The following is a 26,882-nucleotide window of genomic DNA, read 5'->3' on the forward strand; positions in this document are numbered from 1 at the left end:
TCACTCCTGGCAGCCATGCCGTCAATTTGGTGCTGCAGATTTTGGAGACGCGTTAAATGGCGCATAACGAAGCAGTCGACGTAGTACTGGTAGGTGCGGGCATCATGAGTGCCACCCTCGCCGTACTGCTCAAAGAGCTCGACCCCGGCCTCAAGCTGGAAGTCGTTGAGCTGATGGATTCGGGTGCCGCGGAAAGTTCCAACCCGTGGAACAACGCCGGTACCGGCCACGCCGGGCTGTGTGAGCTGAACTACACACCGCAGGCCGCCGACGGCTCCATCGACATCAAGAAAGCCGTGCACATCAACACCCAATTCGAGGTGTCGAAGCAGTTCTGGGCGTACCTGACCAAGAAAGGCACCTTTGGCTCGTCCAAATCCTTTATCAGCCCCGTGCCGCACCTGAGCTTCGTACAGGGCGATAAAGGCGTGTCGTTCCTCAAGAAGCGCTTTGAAACCCTCAGCCAGCACCACGCGTTCTCGGACATGCACTACACCGAAGACCGCAGCGAGATGGCCGAGTGGATGCCGCTGATGATGCCCGGCCGCCCGCTGGACGAAAAAATCGCCGCCACCCGCGTGATGAACGGCACCGACGTCAACTTCGGCGCCCTGACCAACCAGTTGCTCTCGCACCTGACCAGCGCCCCGGATGCCCAGGTCAAGTACAGCAAGCGCGTCACCGGCCTCAAGCGCAACGGCGCCGGCTGGACCGTGAGCATCAAGGACGTCAACAGCGGCAATTCCCGTGATGTGGACGCCAAGTTCGTGTTCCTCGGCGCCGGTGGCGCGGCCCTGCCGCTGTTGCAAGCCTCGGGCATCGAGGAAAGCAAGGGCTTCGGCGGCTTCCCGGTCAGCGGCCAGTGGCTGCGTTGCGACAACCCGGAAGTGGTCAAGCACCACCAGGCCAAGGTCTACAGCCAGGCAGCCGTGGGTTCGCCACCGATGTCGGTGCCGCACCTCGACACCCGCGTGGTGGATGGCAAGAAGTCCCTGCTGTTCGGGCCATACGCCGGTTTCACCACCAAGTTCCTCAAGCACGGCTCGTTCCTTGACCTGCCCATGTCGATTCGTGCCGGCAACATCGGCCCGATGCTGGCCGTGGCCCGGGACAACATGGACCTGACCAAGTACCTGGTCAGCGAAGTGCGCCAGTCCATGGAGCAGCGCCTGGAATCCCTGCGTCGCTTCTACCCTGAGGCGAAAGCCGAAGACTGGCGCCTGGAAGTGGCCGGCCAACGGGTGCAGATCATCAAGAAAGACCCGAAGAAAGGCGGCGTGCTGCAATTCGGTACCGAACTGGTTGCGGCCAAGGACGGTTCGCTGGCCGCCCTGCTCGGCGCGTCTCCAGGTGCTTCGGTGACCGTATCGATCATGCTGGAACTGATCGAACGCTGCTTCCCGACGAAAGCCGCCGGTGAGTGGGCCGCCAAGCTGCACGAGATCTTCCCGGCTCGGGAAAAGGTCCTGGAGACCGATGCCGAGCTGTATCGCAAGATCAACACGCAGAACAACATCAGCCTGGAACTGGTTGAGCAGAGCAGCGAGACCGAAAGCTACGCTTGAGCGTCGTGACGCAGAGCGTCAGTTGATGCATTCCCACGCAGAGCGTGGGAACGAAAAACGCCCCTAACGGGGCGTTTTTTTTCGTCCGCAACAATCAGCCGCGAGCTTGTTCGATCAGCTCGATGTACTCGGCGGCGTTGCGCTGGTCCTTGATCACTTCAACGAAGGTCAGGCCATGCTCGTCCTTGCCATCGAGGTCCAGGCCGGCTTCCTTGAAGAAAACCAGGAAGCGTTCGAAGTCGTCGATACGCAGGCCGCGGTAGGCCTTGATCAGTTTGTGCAGGGACGGCGAAGTGGCGTCTACCGGCTCGAAATCCAGGAACAGCTTGATTTGCTCGTCGCCGATTTCATCACCAATCACCTGTTTCTTATCTTTACGCATTACCGACTCCAGCCTGCAGACATTTACACGGGAAAAGCAGTTTACCTGCGGCACCGCGGCTTCGAAAGCTACGCGAACCAATGTGGGAGCCGGCTTGCCTGCGATAGCGGTGCATCAGTAACAGATGGGCCAACGGACCCACCGCTATCGCAGGCAAGCCAGCTCCCACATTGACTGTATTTACACCGCCGAATGCGCGTCGGCTGGATTATTTGGCGCGCACCGCCCCGGTGTGCAAATCGGCCCAGATATGGCCGTTGGCGTAAGTGAGGAATTGCACATAGACCGTGTCATTGCGCAACAAGTCGACGATCACCCGATACTGGGTCACCGGATACGACAAGGTCAGGGTTTTGCTTTTGTCGTCGAACACCGGCTTTTTCAGGCTTTTGCTTTCAGCATCAAAGTTGAGGATCACCTGGGCGATGGTCGCGCCTTTGTTCAGGGACTTGCCCTTGAGGCGGATCATCAACGGCGAGGTCACCGGGATCGGCTGCTGGGTGGATTGGCGCTGGTTACCCACCACCACCGAATACTCGGTGACTTGCAGCAATTGCTGCTGGTCCGGGGTTTCGGCGCGCAGGGTCAGGTCGTCGGGCGGCAGGAATTGGCTGTGCAGCGGCGCCGGAGCAGCCGCCAGGGGCAAACTGAGGGTCAGCGCCAGGGCGGCGCAGGTGCGAATCAACAGGCTCATGAACAGCTCCAGACGCAGGGGCCAAGCACGATAGCATGACAACCCTGCGCCTGAATCCCGCTTACATCCCTTTGACGGCGTAGATCCCATTGGCGTTGCGCCAGTAGCCTTTGTAGTCCATGCCGTAACCGAAGATGTAACGGTCAATGCACGGCAGGCCCACGTAATCGGCTTTCAGGTCCGGACGGGCCTTGCGGTCGTGGTCCTTGTCGATCAGCACGGCAGTGTGCACCTTGCGCGCGCCGGCGTGTTTGCAGAAGTCGATGATCGCGCCCAGGGTGTGACCTTCGTCGAGGATGTCGTCGATGATCAGCACGTCGCGGTCGATGAACGAGACTTCCGGCTTGGCTTTCCAGAACAGGTCGCCGCCACTGGTTTCATTGCGATAGCGAGTGGCGTGCAGGTAGGACGCTTCCAGCGGGAATTGCAGGTGGGTGAGCAATTTACCGGCGAAAATCAGGCCACCGTTCATCACGCAAAAGACCACCGGGTTGGTGTCGGCCATTTCACGGGAGATGTGCGCGCCGACCTTGGCGATGGCCTCTTCGACTTGCGCTTCGGTGTACAGGCAGTCAGCCTCGCGCATGATTTGACGGATATGCTCGAGATCAGCGGACATGGCGCTCTCCAAGGGGGTGCTGTGGCAAGAAAAGCGGGCAAAGGTACGCATGTGAGGCGCAACGTTCAAGCCTTAATGGACTAACGTACTAGATGTCTATAGGACAACACCCTCGGATAGATTAATCTAGGCCGGTTTTTTTGCCCGCCGCCGGAGCCTTTCCCCATGCCCATCCGTGAGATCCGCCATCCGCTGATCCGACATAAACTCGGCCTTATGCGCCGCGCCGACATTAGCACGAAGAACTTCCGTGAGCTTGCTCAGGAAGTCGGAGCGCTGCTCACCTACGAGGCGACCAAAGACCTGCCCCTGGAAAACTATGAGATCGCCGGTTGGTGTGGTCCCGTCCAGGTCGAGAAAATCGCCGGCAAGAAGATTACCGTGGTGCCGATCCTGCGTGCCGGTATCGGCATGCTCGAAGGCGTGCTCAGCCTGATCCCGGGTGCCAAGGTCAGCGCCGTAGGCGTGGCCCGCAACGAAGAGACGCTGCAGGCCCACACCTACCTGGAAAAACTGGTACCGGAAATCGACGAGCGCCTGGCGATGATCATCGACCCGATGCTCGCCACCGGCAGCTCCATGGTTGCCACCATCGACCTGCTGAAAAAAGCCGGTTGCAAGGACATCCGCGCCATGGTGCTGGTGGCCGCTCCCGAAGGCATCGCCGCCGTCGAGAAAGCCCACCCGGACGTGTTGATCTACACCGCATCCATCGATGAACGCCTGAATGAACATGGCTACATCATCCCGGGCCTGGGCGATGCCGGCGACAAGATCTTCGGTACCAAGCAGAAGGACGCGTGACCATGCAGGATGAGTTCAACGACCCGCTTTGGCGCCAGATCCTGTCTGGCGCACAGATGCTCTTCGTAGCATTTGGCGCGCTGGTGTTGATGCCGCTGATCACCGGTCTCGATCCAAACGTCGCCCTGTTTACCGCAGGCTTGGGCACCTTGTTGTTCCAGGTGGTTACCGGGCGCCAGGTACCGGTGTTCCTGGCGTCGAGCTTTGCGTTTATCACCCCGATCATTCTCGCCAAGGGCCAGTTCGGCCTCGCGGCGACCATGGGCGGCGTGATGGCGGCCGGCTTCGTTTACACCTTCCTGGGCCTGGCCGTGAAGATCAAGGGCACCGGTTTCATCGACCGGCTGCTGCCGCCGGTGGTGATCGGGCCGGTGATCATTTCCATTGGCCTGGCCATGGCGCCGATTGCGGCCAATATGGCGATGGGCAAGGCCGGTGACGGCAGTGAGTTGATCCACTACCAGACCGCCATGCTGATCTCGATGCCGGCGCTGCTGACCACGCTGATCGTGGCGGTGTTCGGCAAAGGCATTTTCCGCCTGGTGCCGATCATCTCCGGCGTGCTGGTGGGTTTCGCCATGTCGTTCTACTTCGGCGTAGTCGACACCGCGAAGATCGCCGCCGCACCGTGGTTCGCCCTGCCCCACTTCACCGCGCCGGAATTCAACTGGCAGGCGATCCTGTTTATCGTCCCGGTGGCCCTGGCCCCGGCGATCGAACACATCGGTGGTGTGATTGCGGTGGGCAGCGTGACCGGTCGCGACTACCTGAAGAAGCCTGGCCTGCACCGCACCCTGCTGGGTGACGGGATCGCCACCACCGCTGCCGGCCTGTTCGGCGGCCCGCCCAACACGACCTACGCGGAAGTGACGGGCGCGGTGATGCTGACCAAGAACTACAACCCGAAGATCATGACCTGGGCGGCGGTGTTTGCCATCAGCCTGGCGTTTATCGGCAAGTTCGGCGCGCTGCTGCAAAGCATACCAGTCCCGGTAATGGGCGGGATTCTGTGCCTGCTGTTCGGCTCGATTGCCGCAGTGGGGATGAACACCCTGATCCGCCACAAGATCGACCTTGGCGAAGCGCGCAACCTGGTGATTGTGTCGGTGACCCTGGTGTTCGGGATTGGCGGTGTGCTGGTAGGCACCGGCACTGGCCCGGATGACTTTGGCCTGAAGGGCATCGCCCTGTGTGCGGTGGTAGCGATTGCGTTGAATCTGCTGCTGCCGGGCAATGACGGCTGGAAGAACAAGAAGCCGGATGAGCCGCTGATCTAACTGCCAACGCAAAACCAATGTGGGAGCGGGCTTGCTCGCGAATGCAGTGTGTCATTCAGCACATCAGTGACTGAACCACCGCATTCGCGAGCAAGCCCGCTCCCACATTTTTTTGAGTTTCAGTGTGGCTTACAGCTCGCCCAACGCATCGATCAGCGCCTGGTTCTGCTCAGGCGTGCCAATACTGATCCGCAGGAACTGGGCAATCCGCTCCTGCTTGAAGTGCCGCACAATCACCCCCTGCTCCCGCACCTTGGCCGCCAGCCCGGCAGCGTCGTGCCCTGGATGCCGGGCAAAGATGAAGTTGGCCGCCGACGGCAGTACTTCAAACCCCTTGGCCTGCAGTTGCGCCACCAGTTTTTCACGGCTATCGATCACCAACTTGCAGGTGTTCCGGAAGTATTCGCGGTCTTCAAAAGCGGCGGCCGCGCCGACAATCGCCAGACGGTCCAGCGGGTAGGAGTTGAAGCTGTTCTTGACCCGCTCCAGCGCCTCGATCAGGTCCGGGTGGCCCACGGCCAGGCCCACCCGCAAACCGGCCAGGGAGCGCGACTTGGAGAGGGTCTGGGTCACCAGCAGGTTCGGGTAACGGTCCACCAGGCTGATGGCGGTCTCGCCGCCGAAGTCGATATAGGCTTCATCGACCACCACCACCGAGTCCGGGCTGGCCTTGAGGATTTGCTCCACGGCGTCCAGCGCCATCACGCAACCGGTCGGCGCGTTCGGGTTCGGGAAGATGATCCCGCCGTTGGGCCTGGCGTAGTCCGACACGCGGATCTGGAACTGTTCATCCAGCGGCACTGCGTCGAAGGCAATGCGGTACAGGCCGCAGTACACCGGGTAGAAGCTGTAGCTGATGTCCGGGAACAGCAGCGGCAGGTCGTGCTGGAACAAACCGTGGAAGATGTGCGCCAGGACTTCATCGGAGCCGTTGCCGAGGAACACCTTGCCCGCGTCGATCCCGTAGTACTTGGCCACCGCCTGCTTGAGCAGGTCGCTGTTGGGGTCCGGGTACAAACGCAGATTGTCGTTCAGCTCGGCCTGCATGGCAGCCAGCGCCTTGGGCGATGGGCCGTAGGGGTTTTCATTGGTGTTGAGTTTTACCAGCTTGGTCAGCTTCGGTTGCTCACCGGGCACGTAAGGCACGAGATCCTTGACGAGCGGGCTCCAGAATTTGCTCATGTTTCAGTTCCCCTGCTTATCGTCAACGATGCGGTATTCGGCGCTGCGGGCGTGGGCGGTCAGCGACTCGCCACGGGCCAGCACGGAAGCGGTCTTGCCCAACTCCGACGCGCCCTCTGGCGAGCAGAAGATGATCGACGAGCGCTTCTGGAAGTCATATACGCCCAGCGGCGAGGAGAACCGCGCAGTGCCCGACGTGGGCAGCACGTGATTGGGACCTGCGCAGTAGTCGCCCAGGGCTTCGCTGGTGTGGCGGCCCATGAAGATCGCGCCGGCGTGGCGAATCAGCGGCAGCCAGGCTTGTGGGTCGGCGACGGACAACTCCAGGTGTTCCGGGGCGATACGGTTGGCCACTTCGATGGCCTGCTCCATGTCGCGGACCAGGATCAGGGCGCCACGGCCATTGATCGACTTCTCGATGATCTCGGCGCGCTCCATGGTCGGCAGCAGCTTGGCGATGCTGGCGGCGACCTTGTCCAGGAATTCGGCATCCGGGCTGACGAGGATCGCCTGGGCGTCTTCGTCGTGCTCGGCCTGGGAGAACAGGTCCATGGCGATCCAGTCCGGGTCGGTCTGGCCGTCACACACCACGAGGATTTCCGAAGGGCCGGCGATCATGTCGATGCCGACCTGGCCAAATACATGGCGCTTGGCCGTGGCCACGTAGATGTTGCCCGGGCCAACCACCTTGTCGACCTTCGGCACGCTTTCGGTACCGTAGGCCAGGGCCGCTACCGCTTGGGCGCCACCGATGGTGAACACGCGATCAACGCCCGCGATGCAGGCCGCTGCCAGCACCAGTTCGTTGATTTCGCCGCGCGGGGTAGGCACCACCATGACCACTTCGGTCACGCCGGCCACCTTGGCCGGAATCGCGTTCATCAGTACCGAGGACGGGTACGACGCTTTGCCGCCCGGCACGTACAGGCCAGCACGGTCCAGCGGCGTGACCTTCTGGCCCAGTACGGTGCCGTCGGCCTCGGTGTAGCTCCAGGAATCCTGTTTCTGTTTCTCGTGGTAGCTGCGCACCCGCGCGGCCGCCACTTCCAGGGCTTCGCGCTGGGGCGCGGTGATGCGGGTCAAGGCCAGTTCCAGGCGTTCGCGGGGCAGGATCAGGTCGGCCATGGAGGCGACATCCAGGCCATCGAACTGCCGGGTAAAATCAACCAGCGCCGCGTCACCGCGCTCGCGCACGGCCTTGATGATGTCGAGCACCCGCTGATTGACCGAATCGTCGGACACGCTTTCCCAGCTCAGCAGATGATCCAGATGATGGGCGAAATCCGGGTCGGCAGCGTTGAGTCGGGCAATTGCAGTGGACGTGGTCATAGCGAGGGCCTCATAGGAATGGCAAAAATGCTCAGGCGCCGAAAGTTAGCAGTCGATCCGCTTGGGCACCTGAGAATTCTGGCTATGAGGCGGATAGACGGGCGCGGCTTGGGGCCGCGCGGGTGAGTCAACCGCGGTGTCGAGACTCCACTGCCTTGCGCAGGGTGTCGATCAACGCCTGGATACGGGCGTGCTGCATTTTCATCGAAGCTTTGTTGACGATCAGCCGGGAGCTGATGTCGGCGATAAAGTCCTGGGGCTCCAGGCCGTTGGCGCGCAGGGTGTTGCCGGTGTCGACCACGTCGATGATCTTGTCGGCCAGGCCGATCAGCGGTGCCAGCTCCATCGAGCCGTAAAGCTTGATGATGTCGACCTGGCGGCCTTGCTCGGCGTAGTAACGCTTGGCAACGTTGACGAACTTGGTCGCCACCCGCAGGCGGCCTTTAGGCTCGACGTCACCGACACGGCCGGCGGTCATCAGCTTGCACAGGGCGATACGCAGGTCCAGCGGCTCGTACAGGCCCTGGCCGCCATATTCCATCAACACGTCTTTGCCAGCGACGCCGAGGTCGGCCGCGCCATGTTCAACGTAAGTTGGCACATCGGTGGCACGCACGATCAGCAGGCGAACGTCGTCCTGGGTCGTGGGGATGATCAGCTTGCGGCTCTTGTCCGGATTCTCGGTCGGCACGATGCCCGCTTCAGCCAGAAGCGGCAAAGTGTCGTCAAGGATGCGGCCCTTGGACAGTGCGATGGTCAACATGGGAAACGTCAGTCCTTCATCAGGCTATTGCTGTCCGGTCGCAATCGGCGCCAGACACAGATCGAGGCCATTACAGCCTCGACTTGAAACAAATCAGCTAACAGCATACATCGTCATGTGGCGAGGGAGCTTGCTCCCGCTGGGGCGCGAAGCGGCCCTGATCTTTGTTTAAAAAGACTGGGACTGCTGCGCAGTCCAGCGGGAGCAAGCTCCCTCGCCACAATGAACGTGTTTGCAGTTCCTGGAACTAGCCCGGTACGCGGCGGATTTTCGCGCCGAGCATCTGCAGCTTCTCTTCGATGCACTCGTAACCACGGTCTATGTGGTAGATGCGGTCGATGAGGGTGTCGCCGTCAGCGCACAACGCCGAGATCACCAGGCTGGCGGAGGCACGCAGGTCGGTAGCCATCACTGGCGCGCCCTTGAGCTTCTCGATACCGGTCACGATGGCGGTGTTGCCTTCGACCTGGATCTTGGCGCCCATGCGGTGCAGCTCGTACACGTGCATGAAGCGGTTTTCGAAGATGGTCTCGATCACGGCACCGGTGCCTTCGGCAATCGCGTTCAGGGAAATGAACTGCGCCTGCATGTCGGTCGGGAACGCCGGGTACGGAGCGGTACGCACGTTAACGGCTTTTGGCCGCTTGCCATGCATGTTCAGCTCGATCCAGTCTTCACCGGTGGTGATCTCGGCGCCGGCTTCCTTGAGTTTTTCCAGGACGGCTTCGAGGATGGTCGGATCAGTGTCCTTGACCTTGACACGGCCACCGGTGACGGCAGCCGCGACCAGGTAGGTACCGGTCTCGATGCGGTCCGGCATCACCTTGTAGGTAGCCGAATGCAGGCGTTTCACGCCATCAATGGTGATGGTGTCGGTGCCGGCGCCGGTGATGTTGGCACCCATGGCGATCAGGAAGTTGGCCAGGTCGACCACTTCCGGCTCGCGCGCGGCGTTTTGCAGCACGCTGCGGCCATTGGCCAGGGCAGCGGCCATCATGATGTTCTCGGTACCGGTCACACTGACGGTATCAAAGAAGAAGTTTGCGCCACGCAGGCCGCCTTCCGGCGCCTTGGCCTTGATGTAGCCGCCTTCGACGTCAATGGTTGCACCCATGGCTTCGAGGCCACGGATGTGCAGGTCCACCGGACGCGAACCGATGGCGCAACCGCCAGGCAGTGCGACTTCGGCTTCGCCGAACCGGGCAACCATCGGGCCCAGTACCAGGATCGAGGCGCGCATGGTTTTCACCAGCTCGTACGGTGCGATCAGGGTCTTGATGGTGCGCGGGTCGATTTCGACGCTGAGTTTCTCGTCGATCACCGGCTCGATGCCCATGCGACCGAACAACTCGATCATGGTGGTGATGTCATGCAGGTGCGGCAGGTTGGCCACGGTAACCGGGCCATCGCACAGCAAGGTCGCTGCCAGGATCGGCAGGGCGGAGTTCTTCGCCCCGGAAATACGGATCTCGCCATCAAGACGAGCACCGCCGGTAATAATCAATTTATCCATAAGAATCTCGACGCCTTGGGGGCTCAGGTGCGCTCGGCCCAGGCCGCGCGGCTGAAAAATTTCATAGTGACCGCATGGATGCTGCCATCGGTGATCCACGGGTTCAAATGGGCATAGATCTGCTGCTGACGCTTGACCGGGCTCAATGCCGCCAGTTCATCGCTAATCACGTTCAGCTGGAAATTGCAGCCTTCGCCCTCAACTTCAACATTAGTTTCGGGCAGCTTTCCTTCAAGGAAGCTTTTAACTTCTAGGGCCTGCATGATCAACCTCTATGGGCGCCCAGTGCGCGCGGGTCGCACATCATACAAAAAAGCCCCGCGCCTGCGAACCCCGCATAGCAGGACTCTGACGGGGGGCTTCTTTAATAATGTGTATTAAGGATGCGCCAACAGCTCGGTCAGACCGGAAACCTCAGCGATTTCACGCATGTCTTCGGGCAATGCACGAATGCTCACCGGCTTTTTGACGGCCTGCGCATCGCGCATGAAACACAGCAGCAACGACAAGCCGACGCTGCTGGACTTCACCACCGCCGAGCAATCCAGCACCAGCGCAGGAGCGGTACTGGCATTGATCAGCGCCTGGCCCTGCTTGCGCAGGGCGGGCCCAGTGCTGTAATCCAGCACGCCGCTGAGCAACAGCTCACCGGACTCGCCAAGGCGAATGGCCGACTCGGTCATTGGGCAGGCTTCCCGGCAGCTTTGTCGGTTTCTTCCTTGGCCTTGGCCACTTCACCAGCCCAACCGTTGATGGTTTTGTCCAGGTCGTTGCCATTGCGCTGCATGGCATCCGCGAACTGGTCACGGAACAGCTTGCCAATGTTGATGCCGTTGATGATCACGTTACGCAGTTTCCACTCGCCGTTGACCTTCTCGAGCGTGTACTGCACAGGGTAGACCGCGCCGTTGTTGCCCTTGACGCTCATGTTGACGCTGGTGCGGTCACCCGACTCATCCCCGGCAGGGGCGACGGTAATCCCCTGGTTGTTGTACTCCAGCAGGGCATTGCCGTAGAACTGGAACAAGCCCTTCTTGAAGTTTTCCTGGAAAGTCTGCATCTGCGCAGGCGTAGCCTTGCGCGAGTACTTGACGGTCATGATGCTTTTGGAAATACCTTCAGCATCGACAACAGGCCCGACAATCGTGTTCAGCGCGTTATAGAACTGACTCGGGTCCTGCTTGTACTTTTCCTTGTTGGCACTCAGGTCAGCCAACATCTTGTTGGTGGTGTCCTGCACCAGGTCATGTGCAGAGCCGCCAGCAGCGGCGTTAGCCATCAACGGCAGTGCCGCGAGCAGTACCAACAGGCCACGTCGCAAAGTAGAGATCATGAACACATTCCTCATTTGGCGTCTTTATTGACGGTATTGAGCAGGAATTTACCGATCAAGTCCTCCAGCACCAACGACGACTGTGTGTCATGAATGGTCGAACCATCCTTGAGCAGGGCAGATTCCCCGCCGACGCTGATGCCGATGTACTTCTCGCCCAGCAGGCCAGCGGTGAGGATAGACGCAGTGGAGTCAGTCGGCAGGTTATCTACCTTCTTGTCCACCTGCATGGTCACACGGCCGGTGAAGCTGTCGCGGTCCAGATCGATTGCCGTGACCTTGCCGATGGTTACACCCGCCATGGTCACTTTAGCTCTGACAGTCAAACCGGCGATATTGTCGAAGTAGGCGTAAAGTTTATAAGTATCGGCGGTGGGGCTGGCCGATAGGCCGCTGACTCGCAGGGCGAGCAACAGTAAAGCCAGGATGCCAGCCAGCAAGAAAAGGCCGACACCGATTTCCACAGTGCGGTTTTGCATCAGAAATCTCCAAACATCAAGGCGGTCAAAATGAAGTCAAGGCCCAGTACCGCCAGCGAGGCGTACACAACGGTCTTGGTGGTGGCGCGACTGATCCCTTCTGAGGTGGGCTCACAGTCATAGCCTTGGAATACGGCGATCCAGGTCACTACAAAGGCGAAGACGATGCTTTTAATGATGCCGTTGAGCACGTCGCCGCTGAAGGTCACGCTGTTTTGCATGTTGCCCCAGTAGGAGCCGTCGTAGACGCCCAACCAGTCAACCGCCACCCATGAACCGCCCCAGATCCCGACCACGCTGAACACCATCGCCAGCAGTGGTAGGGAAATGAAGCCGGCCCACAGGCGCGGGGCAACAATGTACTTGAGTGGATCGACGCCGATCATTTCCAGGCTGGACAGCTGCTCGGTGGCCTTCATGTTGCCGATTTCGGCCGTCAGCGCAGAACCGGCGCGCCCGGCAAACAGCAGCGCGGTCACCACCGGGCCCAACTCACGCAACAGCGTCAGGGCAACCATCTGCCCAACAGCCTGCTCGGACCCGTAGCTGGAGAGGATATTGAAGCCTTGCAGCGCCAACACCATGCCGATGAACACCCCGGAGACCACGATGATCACCAGGGACATCACGCCCACGGAGTGCAATTGCTTGATCAGCAGGCCGAAACCGCCGCCAATACCGCCGCGGCCGAGCAAGGCATGAAACAGGAAAATCGTCGAACGCCCCAGCACACCGATGATATCGATGCCGGAGCGACCGAAAAGGCGAACCTTTTCGAGTAATGATGTCTTGCGCATCAGCGCTTCCCCAGAAGATCTGAGCGGTAGTCCGCTGCCGGAAAGTGAAAAGGCACCGGGCCATCGGGATCGCCGGTCATGAATTGGCGAATGCGCGGGTTGTCTGCGTTCATCAGTTCTTCAGGCGTGCCCTGCCCCAGCACCTGGCCATCGCCCACTACATATAGGTAGTCGGCAATGCTCGCGGTCTCGGCCAGGTCGTGGGAAACCACGATACTGGTGATACCCAACGCATCATTGAGCAGGCGGATCAAGCGTACCAGCACCCCCATGGCAATCGGGTCCTGGCCAACGAAAGGCTCGTCGTACATGAGAATCTGCGGGTCGAGGGCGATGGCACGCGCCAGGGCGACACGACGCTTCATGCCTCCGGACAACTCGTCGGGCATCAAATCGATAGCACCGCGCAGCCCGACGGCCTGCAATTTCAGCAACACAATGTCACGAATCATTTCATCGGACAGCTGTGTATGCACCCGCAGCGGGAACGCCACGTTTTCGAAAACATCTAGATCGGTAAACAACGCGCCGCTCTGGAACAGGACGCCCATGTGTTTGCGGGCATCGAACAGATCACTGCGCGAAAGGGTCGGCAAGTTCTGGCCATTGACCCAGACTTCACCGGCGGAGGGGCGCAATTGCATGCCCATCAGGCGCAGCAGCGTAGTCTTGCCGCAGCCGGAAGGCCCCATGATGCCCGTGACTTTGCCGCGGGGAATGCGAATATCCACATTATTGAAGATGCTGCGCGTACCGCGCTTGAAGGAAAGGCCCTTCAGCTCGACCGCGTAGGCGTTATCGGCACTCATCTAAACTCCTTGGGATGCAGCCTTTCAATCAGACACTTTGTTTTCGACAAATGCTTGCGCCGAATAGACAAAAAGGCCGTGCGGACCGAACTGGCCGCGAACTATATCACTGCTGGTACAGCGCCCCCAAGGCCGGAACAGAGCTTGTTCAGAAACAGGACAGCTAAAAAATCCTGGCTGAGGTTCAATCTCAACCACAGGTGGATTGAATAAAGCCTGACGAACTTGTGTGAGGGAATTGATCATTACCGTTATAATCGCCGACTTTTCGTCAGGCTATACGATTTCAGACATGAGCCAATCCAGCGACCTTATTCAATCCGCACAACGCACCATCCGCCTCGAGCTTGAAGCCGTAGAAGGCTTGCTGGCCCATATCGACGCGGATTTCGTGCGCGCCTGCGAGATGATTCTGGCCAGCAAGGGCCGCGTAGTGGTGGTCGGCATGGGCAAATCCGGGCATGTCGGCAACAAGATCGCCGCCACCCTGGCGAGCACCGGGACCACCGCGTTCTTCGTGCATCCGGCCGAAGCCAGCCACGGCGACATGGGCATGATCACCCGGGACGACATCATCCTGGCACTGTCCAACTCCGGCACCACCAACGAAATCGTGACCCTGCTGCCGCTGATCAAGCGCCTGGGTATCCAGCTGATCAGCGTGACCGGCAACCCGGACTCGACGCTGGCAAAAGCCGCCGAAGTGAATTTGAACGTGCACGTTGCCCACGAGGCCTGCCCGCTGAACCTGGCACCGACCTCCTCCACCACCGCCGCCCTGGTCATGGGCGATGCGCTGGCCGTGGCATTGCTGGAAGCCCGCGGGTTTACCGCCGAAGACTTCGCGTTTTCCCACCCGGGCGGCGCCCTTGGCCGTCGCCTGCTGCTGAAAGTGGAAAACGTCATGCACGCCGGCGACGAGCTGCCACAAGTGCCACGCGGCACCTTGCTGAAAGATGCCTTGATGGAAATGACCCTCAAGCGCCTGGGCATGACCGTAATCCTGGAGTCCGACGGGCGGCTGGCCGGGGTCTTCACCGACGGCGACCTGCGCCGCACCCTGGACCGCAACCTCGACATCCAGACCGCCACCATCGACGAAGTCATGACGCCTCACGGCAAGACCGCACGCCCTGACATGCTCGCGGCCGAAGCACTGAAGATCATGGAAGACCACAAGATCCTGGCGCTGGTGGTGGTCGACAGCGACGACCGTCCGGTTGGCGCCCTGAACATGCACGACTTGCTGCGTGCGGGAGTGATGTAGATGACCACCGACCTGATGCAACGGGGCAAGCACATCAAGCTGGCGATTTTCGACGTCGACGGTGTGCTGACGGATGGCCGCCTGTACTTCCTGGAAGACGGCAGCGAATTCAAGACGTTCAACACCCTCGACGGCCAGGGCATCAAGATGCTGATGGCGGCGGGCGTGCAAACCGGCATCATCAGCGGTCGCAAGACCCCGGTTGTGGAACGCCGCGCACAAAACCTGGGTATTCCTCACCTGTATCAGGGCCGCGAGGATAAACTGGTGGTTCTGGACGAGCTTCTTGGCCAACTCAACCTAAGCTATGAGCAGGTTGCGTACCTGGGTGACGATTTACCCGACCTGCCGGTGATTCGCCGGGTCGGCCTGGGCATGGCCGTGGCCAATGCGGCGGCGTTCGTTCGCGAACACGCCCATGGTGTAACCACCGCCCGCGGCGGCGAAGGCGCCGCCCGCGAGTTCTGCGAGTTGATTCTGCGCGCCCAAGGCAGCCTTGAAGCGGCCCACGCCGCCTACCTATAGAGCGTTTTATGCTGAGTAAAAAGATTCGCAATTTCCTGATACTTGCAGTCATCGCCGCGGTTTTCCTCGCGGTCGGCTACTGGAATATCAGCCCGGAGCGCTTCCTCGACAAGCCGGTTGCACAGGTTGACGAGAGTGCTATCGACTATTACGCCATCAACGCCCACAGCATCCAGTACCTGCCCGATGGCAAGGTCCAGTATGAAATGACCTCCGACAAGGTCGAACACTTGAAGGCATCCGAGGTCACTTTGCTGACCAAGCCGGACATGAACCTGTACCGCGGCGCCGAATTTCCGTGGCACGTCACCAGCGAGCGTGGCGAGGTCAACCCGGACGGCACCCAAGTGGAACTGATTGACTCGGTGCGGGTAGCCCGCACTGACGCCAAGAACCGCGACACCATTATTACCAGCAGTCGCATGACCGTATTCCCACAGAAGCAATATGCGCAGACCGAGCAAGACGTTAGAATTGACGGCGCTGGCGGTGTATCGACTGGCAAGGGAATGAAAGCGTATTTGAAAGAAAGCAGGATACACCTGCTATCGAACGTAAGAGGACAGTATGAGGCTCGTTAAAACCCTCCCTATTTTGCTCGGCCTGGGCGCAGCACTGGGAAGCGTGAGCGCCTGGGCTCTGCCGAACGATAGCCAGCAACCGATCCACATTCAGGCTGACGATGCGCAGCTGGATGACAAGCAAGGTATCGCGACCTACACAGGCAGCGTGATCATCACCCAGGGCTCGATGAAAGTGACGGGTAACACCGTGACACTGACTCGTACCCCGGCAGGCGATATCGACGTGGTCACTTCGGTGGGCAACCTGGCGTATTTCGAACAACTGCAGAAAGTGGGCGACCCTACGCCGGTCAAAGGCTATGGCAAGACGATCCAGTACCACGCCCAGCAAAACCGCATCGTGCTGATCGACCAGGCCCGGGTCATCAATGACGGCAACACCACCGACGGCGAAAAAATCGTCTACGACACGGTGAAGCAGATCGCCCAGGCCGGCCGTGCTACCGGCTCGAAAATCAGCACGCCGAAGCCGCGTATCGACATGGTTATCCAGCCGAAGCAGAAACCGGGCGCAGCCCAGCCGGCGCCGAAACCCGACGCGAAGAAGGCGAATTAATGGCAACCCTGAAAGCCCAGCATCTGGCCAAGGCTTATAAAAGCCGTCAGGTCGTGCGTGACGTCAGCCTGTCGATCGACAGCGGCCAGATCGTCGGCTTGCTCGGCCCCAACGGTGCCGGCAAGACCACCTGCTTCTACATGATCGTCGGCCTGGTGCAGGCCGATCAAGGCCGCGTCCTGATCGACGACCTGGACGTAAGCCACCAGCCTATGCACGGCCGTGCGCAGGCGGGTATCGGCTATCTTCCCCAGGAAGCATCGATCTTCCGCAAACTGTCGGTTTCCGACAACATCATGGCCATCCTCGAGACCCGCAAGGAACTCGACCGCGCCGGGCGCAAGAAAGAGCTGGAAAGCCTGCTGCAGGAATTCCACATCAACCACATTCGCGACAACCTCGGCATGAGCCTTTCCGGCGGCGAGCGTCGTCGTGTGGAAATCGCCCGTGCGCTGGCCACGGCGCCCAAGTTCATCCTGCTGGACGAACCTTTCGCCGGTGTCGACCCGATCTCGGTCGGCGACATCAAGCAGATCATCCATCATCTCAAGGCCAAGGGCATCGGTGTATTGATCACCGACCACAACGTCCGTGAGACACTCGATATCTGCGAAACCGCCTACATCGTCAACGATGGACAGCTGATTGCCGAAGGTGACTCTGCCACTATCCTGGCCAACGAACTGGTCAAGGAAGTGTATCTGGGTCACGAGTTCCGCCTGTAAACACGGTGGTATCAGGCCATTCGCCATGGAGCGCGGTAGTCAATAAAAACCTCAGTATTTTTATTGTTACCGCGCTCTAGGCAAAGCCCCCGATATCAGGCATATAATTTGCTTATGTTTGGCGCTCACGCGCCCTGTCGTGGATGGCGCATTGCGCCGGCGAATAAGGTGTTAAGCCCCTGCCATGAAACCATCGCTAGTCCTGAGAATGGGCCAGCAGCTGACGATGACACCGCAGCTGCAACAGGCCATCCGCCTGCTCCAATTGTCGACCCTGGACCTGCAACAGGAAATCCAGGAGGCCCTGGAGTCCAATCCGATGCTCGAACGCCAGGAAGAAGGCGACGACTTCGATAATGCAGACCCGCTGGCCGACAACATCGAGCAAAAGCCCAACCCCGACGTACAGGAACCCTCCTATCAGGAAACCGCCCCCACGGTGGATAACCTTGAGGAAGGCGAATGGAACGAACGCATTCCCAACGAACTTCCCGTGGATACCGCCTGGGAAGACGTCTACCAGACCAGCGCCAGCAGCCTGCCCAGCAACGATGACGACGAGTGGGACTTCACCACCCGCACATCAGCCGGCGAGAGCCTGCAAAGCCATTTGCTCTGGCAGCTGAACCTGGCACCGATGTCCGATACCGATCGCCTGATCGCCGTGACCCTGATCGATTGCATCAACAACCAGGGCTACCTGGACGAGACCCTTGAGGAGATCCTCGAGGCGTTCGACCCGGAACTGGACATCGAACTGGACGAAATCGAAGCCGTCCTGCACCGCATCCAGCAATTCGAGCCGGCCGGCATCGGCGCCCGCAACCTCAGCGAGTGCCTGCTGCTGCAACTGCGCCAATTGCCGGCCAAGACGCCTTGGCTGAGCGAAGCGCAGCGCCTGGTCACCGACTACATCGACCTGCTGGGCAGCCGCGACTACAGCCAGCTGATGCGCCGCATGAAGCTCAAGGAAGATGACCTGCGCCAGATCATCGAGCTGGTGCAGAGCCTCAACCCACGCCCGGGCTCGCAGATCGAGTCCAGCGAAGCCGAATATGTCGTGCCCGACGTGATTGTGCGCAAGGACAACGAACGCTGGCTGGTGGAGCTGAACCAGGAATCGGTGCCGCGCCTGCGGGTCAATCCGCAATACGCAGGTTTTGTGCGCCGCGCCGACACCAGCGCCGATAACACCTTCATGCGTAACCAACTGCAGGAAGCCCGCTGGTTCATCAAGAGCCTGCAAAGCCGCAACGAAACCCTGATGAAAGTCGCCACCCAGATCGTCGAGCACCAGCGCGGCTTCCTGGAATACGGCGATGAAGCAATGAAGCCGCTGGTACTGCACGACATCGCCGAGGCGGTGGGCATGCACGAATCAACGATTTCCCGGGTGACCACGCAAAAATTCATGCATACCCCACGGGGTATATATGAGCTGAAATACTTTTTCTCCAGCCACGTCAGCACCTCCGAAGGCGGCGAATGCTCGTCCACGGCGATCCGCGCGATCATCAAAAAACTGGTTGCCGCGGAAAATCAGAAAAAGCCGTTGAGTGACAGCAAGATCGCTGGTTTACTGGAGGCACAAGGCATTCAGGTCGCCCGTCGAACCGTCGCCAAGTACCGCGAGTCCCTAGGGATCGCGCCTTCCAGCGAGCGTAAGCGTTTGATGTGACGGGCGGGCCATAGCGTTCCAGTGGCGGGTATTCCTACCCGCCGCTTTATGCACTGGCAACGAAGGAGAAGCTGTATGCAAGTCAACATCAGTGGACACCATGTAGAAGTCACCCCTCCATTGCGCGAATACGTCGAGCTGAAGCTGAAGAAGCTTGAGGGCCATTTCGACAAGATCACCAACGTGCAGGTCATCATGAAGGTCGACAAGCTTCAGCAGAAAATCGAAGCGACACTTCAGATACCCGGTGGCGAAGTGGTCGCCAATGCCGAACATGAAGACATGTATGCATCAATCGACTTGCTCACAGACAAGCTTGACCGCCAACTTAAAAAGCATAAGGAAAAGCAGCAGAGCCTTCTTCAAGGCACTGGCCGCTAACACTCCCCACCCATGATCCGACTTGAAACCATCCTGACCCCCGGCCGTTCCCTCGTGAACGTGCCGGGCGGCAGTAAAAAGCGCGCCCTCGAACAAATTGCCAACCTGATCGGCCGCGAAGTGCCCGAACTGGATACGCAAGCTGTGTACGAGGCCCTGATCGCCCGTGAAAAGCTCGGCTCCACCGGCTTTGGCAACGGCATCGCCATTCCTCACTGCCGCCTGCAAGGCTGTGAGTCTCCAGTCAGCGCCCTGCTGCACCTGGACGCCCCTATCGATTTCGACGCCATCGACGGCGCGCCGGTCGACCTGCTGTTCGTGCTGCTGGTCCCGCAAGCTGCCACCGATGCGCACCTGGAACTGCTTCGGCAGATCGCCAGCATGCTCGACCGCAAGGACGTACGCGACAAACTGCGTAGTGCCTCAAGCAATGAGGCGCTCTACCAGGTTGTCCTGGATGAACAAAACGGGCATTAATCATGCGTTTGATCATCGTCAGCGGCCGTTCCGGCTCAGGTAAAAGCACGGCCCTCAATGTTCTTGAGGACAACGGCTTCTATTGCATCGACAACCTGCCCGCCGGCCTGCTACCGGAACTGGCGGAACGCGCGCTGATTCATACCGAGTTGGCGCAACCGCTGGTCGCCGTGTCGATCGACGCCCGCAACCTGCCCAGCCACCTCACACGCTTTCCTGAACTGCTCGAAGAAGTGCGGGCCAAGCATATCCATTGCGATGTGCTGTACCTGGACGCCGACGAAGAGACCCTGCTCAAGCGCTTCTCTGAAACCCGTCGCCGCCACCCGTTGAGCAGCCCTCATCGTTCCCTGGCCGAAGCCATCGAGGACGAGACCAAACTGCTGGGGCCGATCATTGACCTGGCCGACCTCAAGATCAACACCACCAGCCTGAACCTGTATCAACTGCGGGATGCGATCAAGCTGCGTCTGCTGAACCAGCCGGAGCCAGGCACGGCGTTCCTTGTCGAGTCGTTCGGTTTCAAGCGCGGCATGCCGGTAGATGCCGACCTGGTGTTCGATGTGCGCTGCCTGCCCAACCCGTACTGGAAGCCGGAACTGCGCGATCAGTCGGGGCTGGACCAACCTGTGGCCGAGTACCTGGCGGCGCAACCGGATGTCGAGGAAATGTACCAGGACATCTCCAGCTACCTGCTCAAATGGCTGCCGCGTTTTGCGGCCAGCAATCGGGCTTATGTCACCATCGCCATTGGCTGCACCGGCGGCCACCACCGATCCGTCTACCTGACCGAACGCCTGGGCAAGGTGCTGCAACAAACCCTCAAGAACGTCCAGGTTCGCCACCGCGACCTCAGCTGAAAGGAACACCCCCGCGATGCCCGCTCTGGAAATTGAAATCATCAACAAGCTGGGCCTGCACGCCCGGGCCTCGGCCAAGTTCGTCGGCGTCGCCGGGCAGTTCCCTTGCCAGATCCGCGCCGGGCGCACCCCGGAATCCATGGTCGACGGCAAAAGCATCATGGCCATGATGATGCTGGCTGCGGGCAAGGGCACGAAGATTCATTTGAAGACCGAAGGCGAGCAAGAGCAGGAAGCGATGGATGCCCTGGTAGCGTTGATCAATAATTTCTTTGATGAGGGCGAGTAGGTAATCGCCCCTCCCCTGCGTCAGTTGGACAGCAGTTTGCCGTTGAACAGAATCTTCAACGTCTTGACCGTCAGTACGGCCAGCGCGATCGTCAGGAAAGCCAGGATCAGATAGGCAATCGCTTCCAGGATCACGCTTCCTTTGGCATCGGCATATTTCAACGCAGCGTTGCTCAATGCCGCAATCGGAAAGCTGATTGCCCACCAGGCAGGAGAAAAAGGCGCGGCCTGACGGAATACTTTGAATGCCAGCACCCCAAACAGGAACAGGCCAAAGTAGAAGAGCACGCTGGCAAAATAGTCGACGCTGCCAAAGAAGTTGGTGTAAGCCAGAAAGCCGACTTCAAAGGGGGCGATAAGTATCATCAGCGAAGGTGTCATACCTTTGGCCATCACCGGCTCGTGAACCAGACGTGAAAAAATTCGCGTGAAGAACACCAGCGCAATCACACTCCCTACCGCCATCGCGAACAGATTGAACTCGTATGCCCACGCCATGGGCATGTGGGCACCTGTCACCGCGATGTCGAGCGCCGCCACCCCCGGGATCAGCCAGGCAGGCACCGCATATTGCGACTCCTGATTACCGGACAACAGTCGCGAGAGCACAATTGCCGCCAGGATCATGGTCAGCAGGCTACCCAACATCCAAAGCCCCTGGCTGATCAGGGTGCTAGCTGAACCTACGACTGCCGACAGCAGCAGCAACGCGATCGTCACCGTGCCAAAGAAATTTCCTGATATCGGGTGATTGAACTCGGCTTTGACCGCCGCAGGGTATTTAACCCATTTGGTGAGATACCCCGCCACCAGTGCGATAAACACCAGAATGGCAAACCCACCAATGACCGCTCCGATCATTTGCGCGTAAGCCACATATTCACTGGCGGACTGCCAGGCCAGGCTCAGGCCGGCCAACCCCATCACGGCGCCAAACAAATTGATGGGAAGGTTCTTGATGGACCCCGACCGCTCGCTCGATTCGACAGCGAAGGGGGGAAGTGGCGCGTTACAGATGCTCATGCGGGTCTCCGGTTGACGATAAAGCACGTGACGGACAGTGTCGCCTACCTCCCCTCTGTCCTATAGTGTCGCTTAACGACGATTTCAGCCATTTCCACTACGGAGACAGACACCATGCGAATTGCCCTCCTGGCGTTTCCCCGTGTGCAAATGCTGGATGTCGTGGGCCCTGCCGATGTGTTCGCTGAAGCGGCCAGGCAATTGGGCAATTCCCGTGCATACCGGATCTCGGTCATCGGTACCGTCGCGGGGCAGATCAAGGGAACCAATGGGCTTCGCCTGGCCACGGATGACTCTATCGATACGTTCAAGGGGGCTATCGATACGCTGCTGATCGCAGGAAGCCCCAGCGTGAATGACGTGACACACGACGCCCACCTGCGGGACTGGGTGCGCTACCAGGCCACGCGCGTGCGGCGGATAGGCTCGGTTTGCAGTGGCGCTTTTGTGCTGGGGGCTGCTGGCTTGCTGGTCGGGCGACGCGTCACCACGCACTGGAATTCCAGTGCATTGCTGGCCAGGCAATACCCCGATGCCGTGGTCGAACCGGACAGCATTTTTATCCGCGACGGTAACCTGTACACCTCCGCCGGTGTGACGGCCGGTATGGATCTGGCGCTCGCGTTAGTCGAGGAGGACCACGGCCGTGATTTGGCGCTCAGTGTGGCCAGGGAAATGGTGATGTACTTCAAACGGCCGGGCGGCCAGTCACAGTTCAGCGCCCAACTGGCGGCACAGACCGCAGAACGCACGAACATTCGCCAGATACAGACCTATATCGTCGACAACCTGGCCGCAGACCTGAGCGTGGCATTGCTGGCCCAGCGCGCTGACATGAGCGAACGCAACTTTGCCCGGGTATTCAAGGCCGAGGGTGGATTCACCCCTGCCGAGTTCGTGGAGCTGGCACGTATCGACCAGGCACGGCGGCTGATCGAAGGCTCGAATGTCTCGCTCAAACGCCTGGCCGATCAGGTCGGCTATGCCAATGTTGATGGGTTCCGGCGCGCCTTCGTTCGCCGCCTGGGCGTTACCCCCAGCGACTACCGCAAGCGCTTCTTGTAGAAGTGCGACAGCCTCAGCCCAACGCCGTATCCATCACCATCATCAAGCAAAACCCGATACACAGCCCCAGGCTGGCGAGCTTGTCATGGCCATTGCGCCGCGACTCGGGAATGACTTCGTGAGTCACCACCAGCAGCATTGCCCCGGCCGCCAGCGCCAGCCCCAGCGGCAACAGCACCTGAGCCAGGCTCACCAGCCAGGCACACAGTACCGCAAACACCGGCTCCACCAGCCCTGACGCTGCGCCGATCAGGAACGCCTTGACCCGCGACATCCCTGCCCCGGCCAGCACCAACGCAATCACCAGTCCCTCCGGCACATCCTGCAAGGCAATACCCATGGCGAGGCTGTCGGCATCCGGCATGCCGCCGCCTGCCGAGACACCCACGGCCATACCTTCGGGAATGTTGTGGGCAATGATGGCGAACACAAACAGCCAGATACGCGGCGGTATCACCGGATGATCCGGACTGCCCACCAGCATTTCCGGGGTGGCGCCGGAGACCTTGCGGTCCACCAGATACAGCCCGAACGCGCCCAGCATGATGCCGAAACTGATCAATCCACTGGCGCCCCATGGCGTCAGCCCCAGGCTTTGGGCAGCCGCAATACCCGGCACGATCAGCGAAAATGCCGTAGCGGCCAACATCACCCCGGCACCGAAGCCCAGCAGCGTGTCGCTCACCGCCAATGGCATCCGGCGGATCACCAGTACCGGCACGGCACCCAGGGCGGTGCCGAGCGCGCAGATGGCCCCGCCCTGCAAGGCACGCAGGATGCGCGGTTCCAGGTCAAGCCAGGCCAGCCCTTGGGCCACCAGCAATGCAGTTCCTGCCAATAGCAGCAGCGAGCCAAACGCATAACGAAACATTCGCACGCTGCTGATCGCCAGTGTTTCAGTGCCCATAGTCGGCCTTAGATCTTGTTATAGAGGAGTTTCAGCCCAGCGCAGCCTGGTAGCGGCCGGCAACTTCCGGCCAGTTGATGACGCTGTAGAACGCATTGATGTATTCCGGACGACGGTTCTGGTACAGCAGGTAATAAGCGTGTTCCCAGACGTCCAGGCCGAGGATTGGCGTATTGCCGTTCATCAACGGGCTGTCCTGGTTGCCGCTGCTTTCCACCACCAGGGTCTTTTGCGGCGTCACGCTCAACCACGCCCAGCCGCTGCCGAAACGGGTCAAGGCAGCTTTGGTGAAGGCCTCCTTGAAGGCGTCGAAACCGCCCAACTGCTCGTCGATGGCGTCACCCAGCGCGCCGTCTGGCTTGCCGCCGCCCTTGGGCGACATGACAGCCCAGAACAACGAGTGGTTGGCGTGGCCGCCGCCCTGGTTGATCACCGCCGCCCGGAGTTTTTCCGGCAGTTGCTGGACGCTGGACACCAGTTTCTCCACCGGCCAAGCGGCAAACTCGGTGCCTTCGACGGCTGCGTTGAGGTTGTTGATGTAGGTCTGGTGGTGCTTGGTGTAGTGGATCTCCATGGTTTGCGCGTCGATATGCGGTTCAAGGGCATCGTAGGCGTAAGGCAAGGCCGGCAAGGTGTAGGACATATCAATGAGCTCCATAAAAAGGGCTGTTGCGGGTCGACGCATCCGATGGCGCCACGTTGCTGCCCAGCAGGCGGTGGGTACGTGGGTACTCACCGTGATCGCTGATGAAATTCAGCAGTTCGACGTAGGTCTTGCTGCTCTGGCGCAGGGCCGCTTCCCGCAATAGCGGGTTAAGACGGGTGTCTTGCATGGTCTGCAACAGGCGCTGGTGAATGGCGCAGAGGTATTCCGCGCTTTCTTCCGGCTGGTTCAGGCGCAAGTGCAGGTCGGCCAGGTTGTGATGGGAAATGACGCAAGCCGCCACCGCTTCGTCGGCATCCGCCCAGCGCTCAAACAACACTTGAGCCAGGGCCAGGGCTTGCAGGTAGGCCTCGCGGGCATCTACCAGCTCGCCCGCCATAAAGCAGCGATTGGCCCGTTCGATCGTGCGTTTCCAGTGCTCCATGGTGAGCCTCCAAAGCAGGGTCGGTGATTACACGCCGCCAGCCGTGAGCTTTTCCGGATCCAGCAGGATTTCCAGTTGGCTGCGGGGCAAGTCGGTATGTTCGAGCGCCACATCAATCACCGGACGGCCTTGTTGATAGGCCTTCTTGGCGATTTCGGCGGCCTTTTGGTAACCGATGATCGGGTTGAGTGCGGTCACCAGGATCGGATTGCGCGACAGCGCTTCCTTGAGCTTGGCTTCGTTGACCTTGAAGCTGGCGATGGCCTTGTCGGCCAGCAGGCGGCTGGAGTTGGCCAGCAACTCCAGGCTGCCGAGCAGGTTCTGGGCAATGATCGGCAGCATCACGTTGAGTTCGAAGTTGCCGGACTGGCCGGCGATGGTAATCACCGTGTCGTTGCCGATGACTTGTGCGGCAACCATGGCGGTGGCTTCCGGGATCACCGGGTTGACCTTGCCGGGCATGATCGAAGAGCCCGGCTGCAGGCCTTCCAGCTCGATTTCACCAAGGCCCGCCAATGGGCCGGAGTTCATCCAGCGCAGGTCGTTGGCGATTTTCATCAGGGACACGGCGGTGGTCTTGAGCTGTCCGGAGACCGCGACGGCCGTGTCCTGGGAGCCGATCAGCGCGAACAGGTTCTTGCCTGGGGTGAACTGGACGTGGGTCAGGCTGCTCAGTTGCTGGCTGAAGCGCGCTGCAAACTCCGGATGCGCATTGATCCCGGTGCCGACTGCAGTGCCACCCTGGGCCAGCGCCTGCAAGCTCGGCAGCAGGTCTTGCAGATGGCCGATATTGGCCTTGAGCTGCTGCGCCCAGCCATTGAGCACCTGGCTCATGCGCACCGGCATGGCGTCCATCAGATGCGTCCGACCGGTCTTGACGAAACGGTGCACCTCCTCGGCCTTGTGCTCGATCACCTGGACCAGGTGCAGCAGCGCCGGCAGGGTTTGCTCATGCAGCACCAGCGCCGCACTGACGTGAATGGTGGTCGGGATGATGTCATTGCTGCTCTGGCCGCAGTTGACGTGATCGTTAGGGTTGACCGGCTCGCCCAGCAAGCGGCTGGCGAGGGTCGCAATCACTTCGTTGGCGTTCATGTTGGAGCTGGTGCCGGAACCGGTCTGGAAGATATCCACCGGGAAATGCTGCATGAAATCGCCTTCCAGCAAGCCTTGGGCGGCATCAACGATGGCCTTGCCCTGGGCTTCGCTCAGTTGTTTCAGCTCGACGTTGGCTTTAGCGGCGGCAGCCTTGGCCAGGATCAACGCACGAATAAACTGCGCCGGCATGCGCTGGTGGCTGATGGGAAAGTTGTTCACCGCACGCTGGGTTTGTGCGCCATACAGGGCCTCGGCGGGCACTTGCAGTTCGCCCATGCTGTCGCGTTCGATACGGGTGTTACTCATCGGAAGATCCTTGCACCAGGTCAGAGTGAGAAATCGATGGCAGCAATTCGCAGGTCGCCAATTGCCAGGCAAAGGTCTGCCAGCGCTTGAGGCGGCAGGCACAGTGGGAAAGTTTTTCCAGGTCGCGCAACGGGCGCCAAGCCTGGTCCAGGCACATGGACCGCCAGTGCCAGGGCAAGGCGATGTCGGAGGCGGTGTCCAGCAGCAGGCGGAATGAGGTTTCGCCGATGGTCCACGGGTGGGTCGCAGTGCAACAGGCGAGGTACCGGCCTTCGGCCAGATAATGTTCGATCAGGCGGGGCTCGTCGGGAGCAAGGCCGCAACGAATCTGACGACTCATCCAACGCCAGCTTTCCAGGTAGGGATCCTCATGCAGGACAGAACTCATGATCCACACTCATTCGGTAATGATATTTATTATTAAATGATATTGAGAATCAAAACAAGAGCCTGAGGGAATCACTCGGAATTCCAGGCACAAAAAAAGGCGCGCCACCCAATGGGTGGC

General features: G+C 60.1%; 33 protein-coding genes. 14 read left to right on the plus strand and 19 right to left on the minus strand.

The genetic code is table 11. The annotated features are described in order from the left end of the window. Nucleotides 1-56: 56 nt before the first annotated feature. On the plus strand, nucleotides 57-1,565 hold the full coding sequence (gene mqo / locus A462_RS19550) for a malate dehydrogenase (quinone) (RefSeq protein WP_008434276.1): 1,509 nt from the start codon (nucleotides 57-59) through the stop codon (nucleotides 1,563-1,565). A gap of 94 nt (nucleotides 1,566-1,659) precedes the next feature. On the opposite strand, the gene A462_RS19545 is transcribed toward mqo, so the two are convergent. The 3 genes from A462_RS19545 to A462_RS19535 all read right to left on the minus strand — a co-directional run bounded on the left by A462_RS19545 (nucleotide 1,660) and on the right by A462_RS19535 (nucleotide 3,260). Continuing rightward, nucleotides 1,660-1,947 (minus strand): PA4642 family protein, encoded by a 288-nt coding sequence (locus tag A462_RS19545; protein ID WP_003216153.1) that lies wholly within the window; start codon nucleotides 1,945-1,947, stop codon nucleotides 1,660-1,662. 208 nt (nucleotides 1,948-2,155) lie between these two features. Next, nucleotides 2,156-2,641: a hypothetical protein gene (locus A462_RS19540; RefSeq protein WP_008434279.1), complete on the minus strand. Its 486-nt coding sequence runs from the start codon at nucleotides 2,639-2,641 to the stop codon at nucleotides 2,156-2,158. 61 nt (nucleotides 2,642-2,702) lie between these two features. Next, the gene (locus A462_RS19535; RefSeq protein WP_003216150.1) at nucleotides 2,703-3,260 is read right to left on the minus strand and encodes a hypoxanthine-guanine phosphoribosyltransferase; all 558 of its coding nucleotides are present in this window, start codon (nucleotides 3,258-3,260) and stop codon (nucleotides 2,703-2,705) included. A gap of 165 nt (nucleotides 3,261-3,425) precedes the next feature. Between A462_RS19535 and upp the strand changes: the two genes are divergently transcribed. Both upp and A462_RS19525 read left to right on the plus strand, forming a co-directional pair. Then, nucleotides 3,426-4,064, plus strand: coding sequence for a uracil phosphoribosyltransferase (upp, locus tag A462_RS19530; protein WP_003216149.1), 639 nt, complete (start codon nucleotides 3,426-3,428; stop codon nucleotides 4,062-4,064). A 2-nt stretch (nucleotides 4,065-4,066) separates the two neighbouring features. Then, nucleotides 4,067-5,341 carry a uracil-xanthine permease family protein gene (locus tag A462_RS19525; RefSeq protein WP_003216147.1) on the plus strand — a complete coding sequence of 425 codons (1,275 nt, stop codon included), beginning with the start codon at nucleotides 4,067-4,069 and terminating at the stop codon, nucleotides 5,339-5,341. 129 nt (nucleotides 5,342-5,470) lie between these two features. On the opposite strand, the gene hisC is transcribed toward A462_RS19525, so the two are convergent. From hisC to A462_RS19475, 10 genes are all read right to left on the minus strand, one after another. After that, nucleotides 5,471-6,523 (minus strand): histidinol-phosphate transaminase, encoded by a 1,053-nt coding sequence (hisC, locus tag A462_RS19520; RefSeq protein WP_003216145.1) that lies wholly within the window; start codon nucleotides 6,521-6,523, stop codon nucleotides 5,471-5,473. A 3-nt stretch (nucleotides 6,524-6,526) separates the two neighbouring features. Beyond that, nucleotides 6,527-7,852, minus strand: coding sequence for a histidinol dehydrogenase (gene hisD / locus A462_RS19515; RefSeq protein WP_008434283.1), 1,326 nt, complete (start codon nucleotides 7,850-7,852; stop codon nucleotides 6,527-6,529). A gap of 127 nt (nucleotides 7,853-7,979) precedes the next feature. Beyond that, nucleotides 7,980-8,615, minus strand: coding sequence for an ATP phosphoribosyltransferase (gene hisG, locus A462_RS19510; RefSeq protein WP_003188599.1), 636 nt, complete (start codon nucleotides 8,613-8,615; stop codon nucleotides 7,980-7,982). Between the two features lie 247 nt (nucleotides 8,616-8,862). Then, a complete protein-coding gene (gene murA / locus A462_RS19505; RefSeq protein ID WP_003216140.1) occupies nucleotides 8,863-10,128 on the minus strand; it encodes a UDP-N-acetylglucosamine 1-carboxyvinyltransferase in 1,266 nt (421 codons plus the stop codon). Between the two features lie 23 nt (nucleotides 10,129-10,151). After that, nucleotides 10,152-10,391 carry a BolA family protein gene (locus tag A462_RS19500; RefSeq protein ID WP_008434291.1) on the minus strand — a complete coding sequence of 80 codons (240 nt, stop codon included), beginning with the start codon at nucleotides 10,389-10,391 and terminating at the stop codon, nucleotides 10,152-10,154. Between the two features lie 114 nt (nucleotides 10,392-10,505). After that, nucleotides 10,506-10,811 (minus strand): STAS domain-containing protein, encoded by a 306-nt coding sequence (locus tag A462_RS19495; protein ID WP_003216137.1) that lies wholly within the window; start codon nucleotides 10,809-10,811, stop codon nucleotides 10,506-10,508. Beyond that, a complete protein-coding gene (locus A462_RS19490) occupies nucleotides 10,808-11,461 on the minus strand; it encodes an MlaC/ttg2D family ABC transporter substrate-binding protein (protein ID WP_003216135.1) in 654 nt (217 codons plus the stop codon). Before A462_RS19490 ends, A462_RS19495 begins: the two co-directional genes overlap by 4 nt. Nucleotides 11,462-11,472: 11 nt before the next feature. Continuing rightward, nucleotides 11,473-11,940, minus strand: coding sequence for an outer membrane lipid asymmetry maintenance protein MlaD (gene mlaD / locus A462_RS19485; RefSeq protein WP_003216133.1), 468 nt, complete (start codon nucleotides 11,938-11,940; stop codon nucleotides 11,473-11,475). Next, entirely contained in the window at nucleotides 11,940-12,737 is a 798-nt protein-coding gene (gene mlaE, locus A462_RS19480) for a lipid asymmetry maintenance ABC transporter permease subunit MlaE (protein WP_003216131.1), read from the minus strand. Before mlaE ends, mlaD begins: the two co-directional genes overlap by 1 nt. After that, on the minus strand, nucleotides 12,737-13,546 hold the full coding sequence (locus A462_RS19475) for an ATP-binding cassette domain-containing protein (RefSeq protein WP_003216128.1): 810 nt from the start codon (nucleotides 13,544-13,546) through the stop codon (nucleotides 12,737-12,739). The genes mlaE and A462_RS19475 overlap by 1 nt, the downstream gene beginning before the upstream one ends. A 292-nt stretch (nucleotides 13,547-13,838) precedes the next feature. Between A462_RS19475 and A462_RS19470 the strand changes: the two genes are divergently transcribed. From A462_RS19470 to A462_RS19425, 10 genes are all read left to right on the plus strand, one after another. Next, complete coding sequence (locus tag A462_RS19470; RefSeq protein ID WP_003216126.1) at nucleotides 13,839-14,813, plus strand: KpsF/GutQ family sugar-phosphate isomerase; 975 nt, start codon at nucleotides 13,839-13,841, stop codon at nucleotides 14,811-14,813. Then, nucleotides 14,814-15,338: a KdsC family phosphatase gene (locus A462_RS19465; RefSeq protein WP_003216124.1), complete on the plus strand. Its 525-nt coding sequence runs from the start codon at nucleotides 14,814-14,816 to the stop codon at nucleotides 15,336-15,338. An 8-nt stretch (nucleotides 15,339-15,346) separates the two neighbouring features. Then, entirely contained in the window at nucleotides 15,347-15,919 is a 573-nt protein-coding gene (gene lptC, locus A462_RS19460) for an LPS export ABC transporter periplasmic protein LptC (protein WP_003216122.1), read from the plus strand. Next, complete coding sequence (gene lptA / locus A462_RS19455) at nucleotides 15,906-16,478, plus strand: lipopolysaccharide transport periplasmic protein LptA (RefSeq protein WP_023659193.1); 573 nt, start codon at nucleotides 15,906-15,908, stop codon at nucleotides 16,476-16,478. Before lptC ends, lptA begins: the two co-directional genes overlap by 14 nt. Continuing rightward, nucleotides 16,478-17,203: an LPS export ABC transporter ATP-binding protein gene (gene lptB / locus A462_RS19450; RefSeq protein ID WP_003216119.1), complete on the plus strand. Its 726-nt coding sequence runs from the start codon at nucleotides 16,478-16,480 to the stop codon at nucleotides 17,201-17,203. Before lptA ends, lptB begins: the two co-directional genes overlap by 1 nt. Nucleotides 17,204-17,387: 184 nt before the next feature. Then, nucleotides 17,388-18,881, plus strand: a complete 1,494-nt coding sequence (locus A462_RS19445) for an RNA polymerase factor sigma-54 (protein ID WP_003216117.1) — start codon at nucleotides 17,388-17,390, stop codon at nucleotides 18,879-18,881. A 75-nt stretch (nucleotides 18,882-18,956) separates the two neighbouring features. After that, entirely contained in the window at nucleotides 18,957-19,262 is a 306-nt protein-coding gene (gene hpf, locus A462_RS19440) for a ribosome hibernation-promoting factor, HPF/YfiA family (protein ID WP_003216115.1), read from the plus strand. A gap of 12 nt (nucleotides 19,263-19,274) precedes the next feature. Continuing rightward, nucleotides 19,275-19,739: a PTS IIA-like nitrogen regulatory protein PtsN gene (ptsN, locus tag A462_RS19435; protein ID WP_003216114.1), complete on the plus strand. Its 465-nt coding sequence runs from the start codon at nucleotides 19,275-19,277 to the stop codon at nucleotides 19,737-19,739. A gap of 2 nt (nucleotides 19,740-19,741) precedes the next feature. Further along, a complete protein-coding gene (gene rapZ, locus A462_RS19430; RefSeq protein WP_003216111.1) occupies nucleotides 19,742-20,599 on the plus strand; it encodes an RNase adapter RapZ in 858 nt (285 codons plus the stop codon). Nucleotides 20,600-20,615: 16 nt separating this feature from the next. Then, complete coding sequence (locus A462_RS19425; protein ID WP_003216108.1) at nucleotides 20,616-20,888, plus strand: HPr family phosphocarrier protein; 273 nt, start codon at nucleotides 20,616-20,618, stop codon at nucleotides 20,886-20,888. Nucleotides 20,889-20,908: 20 nt separating this feature from the next. Here the strand turns inward: A462_RS19425 and A462_RS19420 are convergent, their stop codons facing one another. Continuing rightward, entirely contained in the window at nucleotides 20,909-21,910 is a 1,002-nt protein-coding gene (locus A462_RS19420) for an SLAC1 anion channel family protein (RefSeq protein ID WP_008434304.1), read from the minus strand. Nucleotides 21,911-22,024: 114 nt separating this feature from the next. On the opposite strand from A462_RS19420, the gene A462_RS19415 reads away from it, so the two are divergent. Beyond that, the gene (locus A462_RS19415) at nucleotides 22,025-22,975 is read left to right on the plus strand and encodes a GlxA family transcriptional regulator (RefSeq protein ID WP_008434308.1); all 951 of its coding nucleotides are present in this window, start codon (nucleotides 22,025-22,027) and stop codon (nucleotides 22,973-22,975) included. 13 nt (nucleotides 22,976-22,988) lie between these two features. On the opposite strand, the gene A462_RS19410 is transcribed toward A462_RS19415, so the two are convergent. Genes A462_RS19410 through A462_RS19390 form a run of 5 tightly spaced genes read right to left on the minus strand, consistent with a single transcriptional unit; the run spans nucleotide 22,989 to nucleotide 26,762 of the window. After that, nucleotides 22,989-23,882, minus strand: a complete 894-nt coding sequence (locus A462_RS19410) for a ZIP family metal transporter (protein WP_008434310.1) — start codon at nucleotides 23,880-23,882, stop codon at nucleotides 22,989-22,991. 31 nt (nucleotides 23,883-23,913) lie between these two features. After that, the gene (locus tag A462_RS19405) at nucleotides 23,914-24,525 is read right to left on the minus strand and encodes a superoxide dismutase (RefSeq protein ID WP_008434313.1); all 612 of its coding nucleotides are present in this window, start codon (nucleotides 24,523-24,525) and stop codon (nucleotides 23,914-23,916) included. A gap of 1 nt (nucleotide 24,526) precedes the next feature. Further along, on the minus strand, nucleotides 24,527-24,970 hold the full coding sequence (locus A462_RS19400; RefSeq protein WP_003216099.1) for a hypothetical protein: 444 nt from the start codon (nucleotides 24,968-24,970) through the stop codon (nucleotides 24,527-24,529). Nucleotides 24,971-24,997: 27 nt separating this feature from the next. Continuing rightward, nucleotides 24,998-26,374: a class II fumarate hydratase gene (locus tag A462_RS19395; protein ID WP_008434316.1), complete on the minus strand. Its 1,377-nt coding sequence runs from the start codon at nucleotides 26,372-26,374 to the stop codon at nucleotides 24,998-25,000. Further along, complete coding sequence (locus A462_RS19390; RefSeq protein ID WP_008434319.1) at nucleotides 26,367-26,762, minus strand: hypothetical protein; 396 nt, start codon at nucleotides 26,760-26,762, stop codon at nucleotides 26,367-26,369. Before A462_RS19390 ends, A462_RS19395 begins: the two co-directional genes overlap by 8 nt. Between the last annotated feature and the right edge of the window lie 120 nt (nucleotides 26,763-26,882).

This window comes from Pseudomonas sp. Ag1 (assembly GCF_000278565.1).
Taxonomy (GTDB): Bacteria; Pseudomonadota; Gammaproteobacteria; order Pseudomonadales; family Pseudomonadaceae; genus Aquipseudomonas.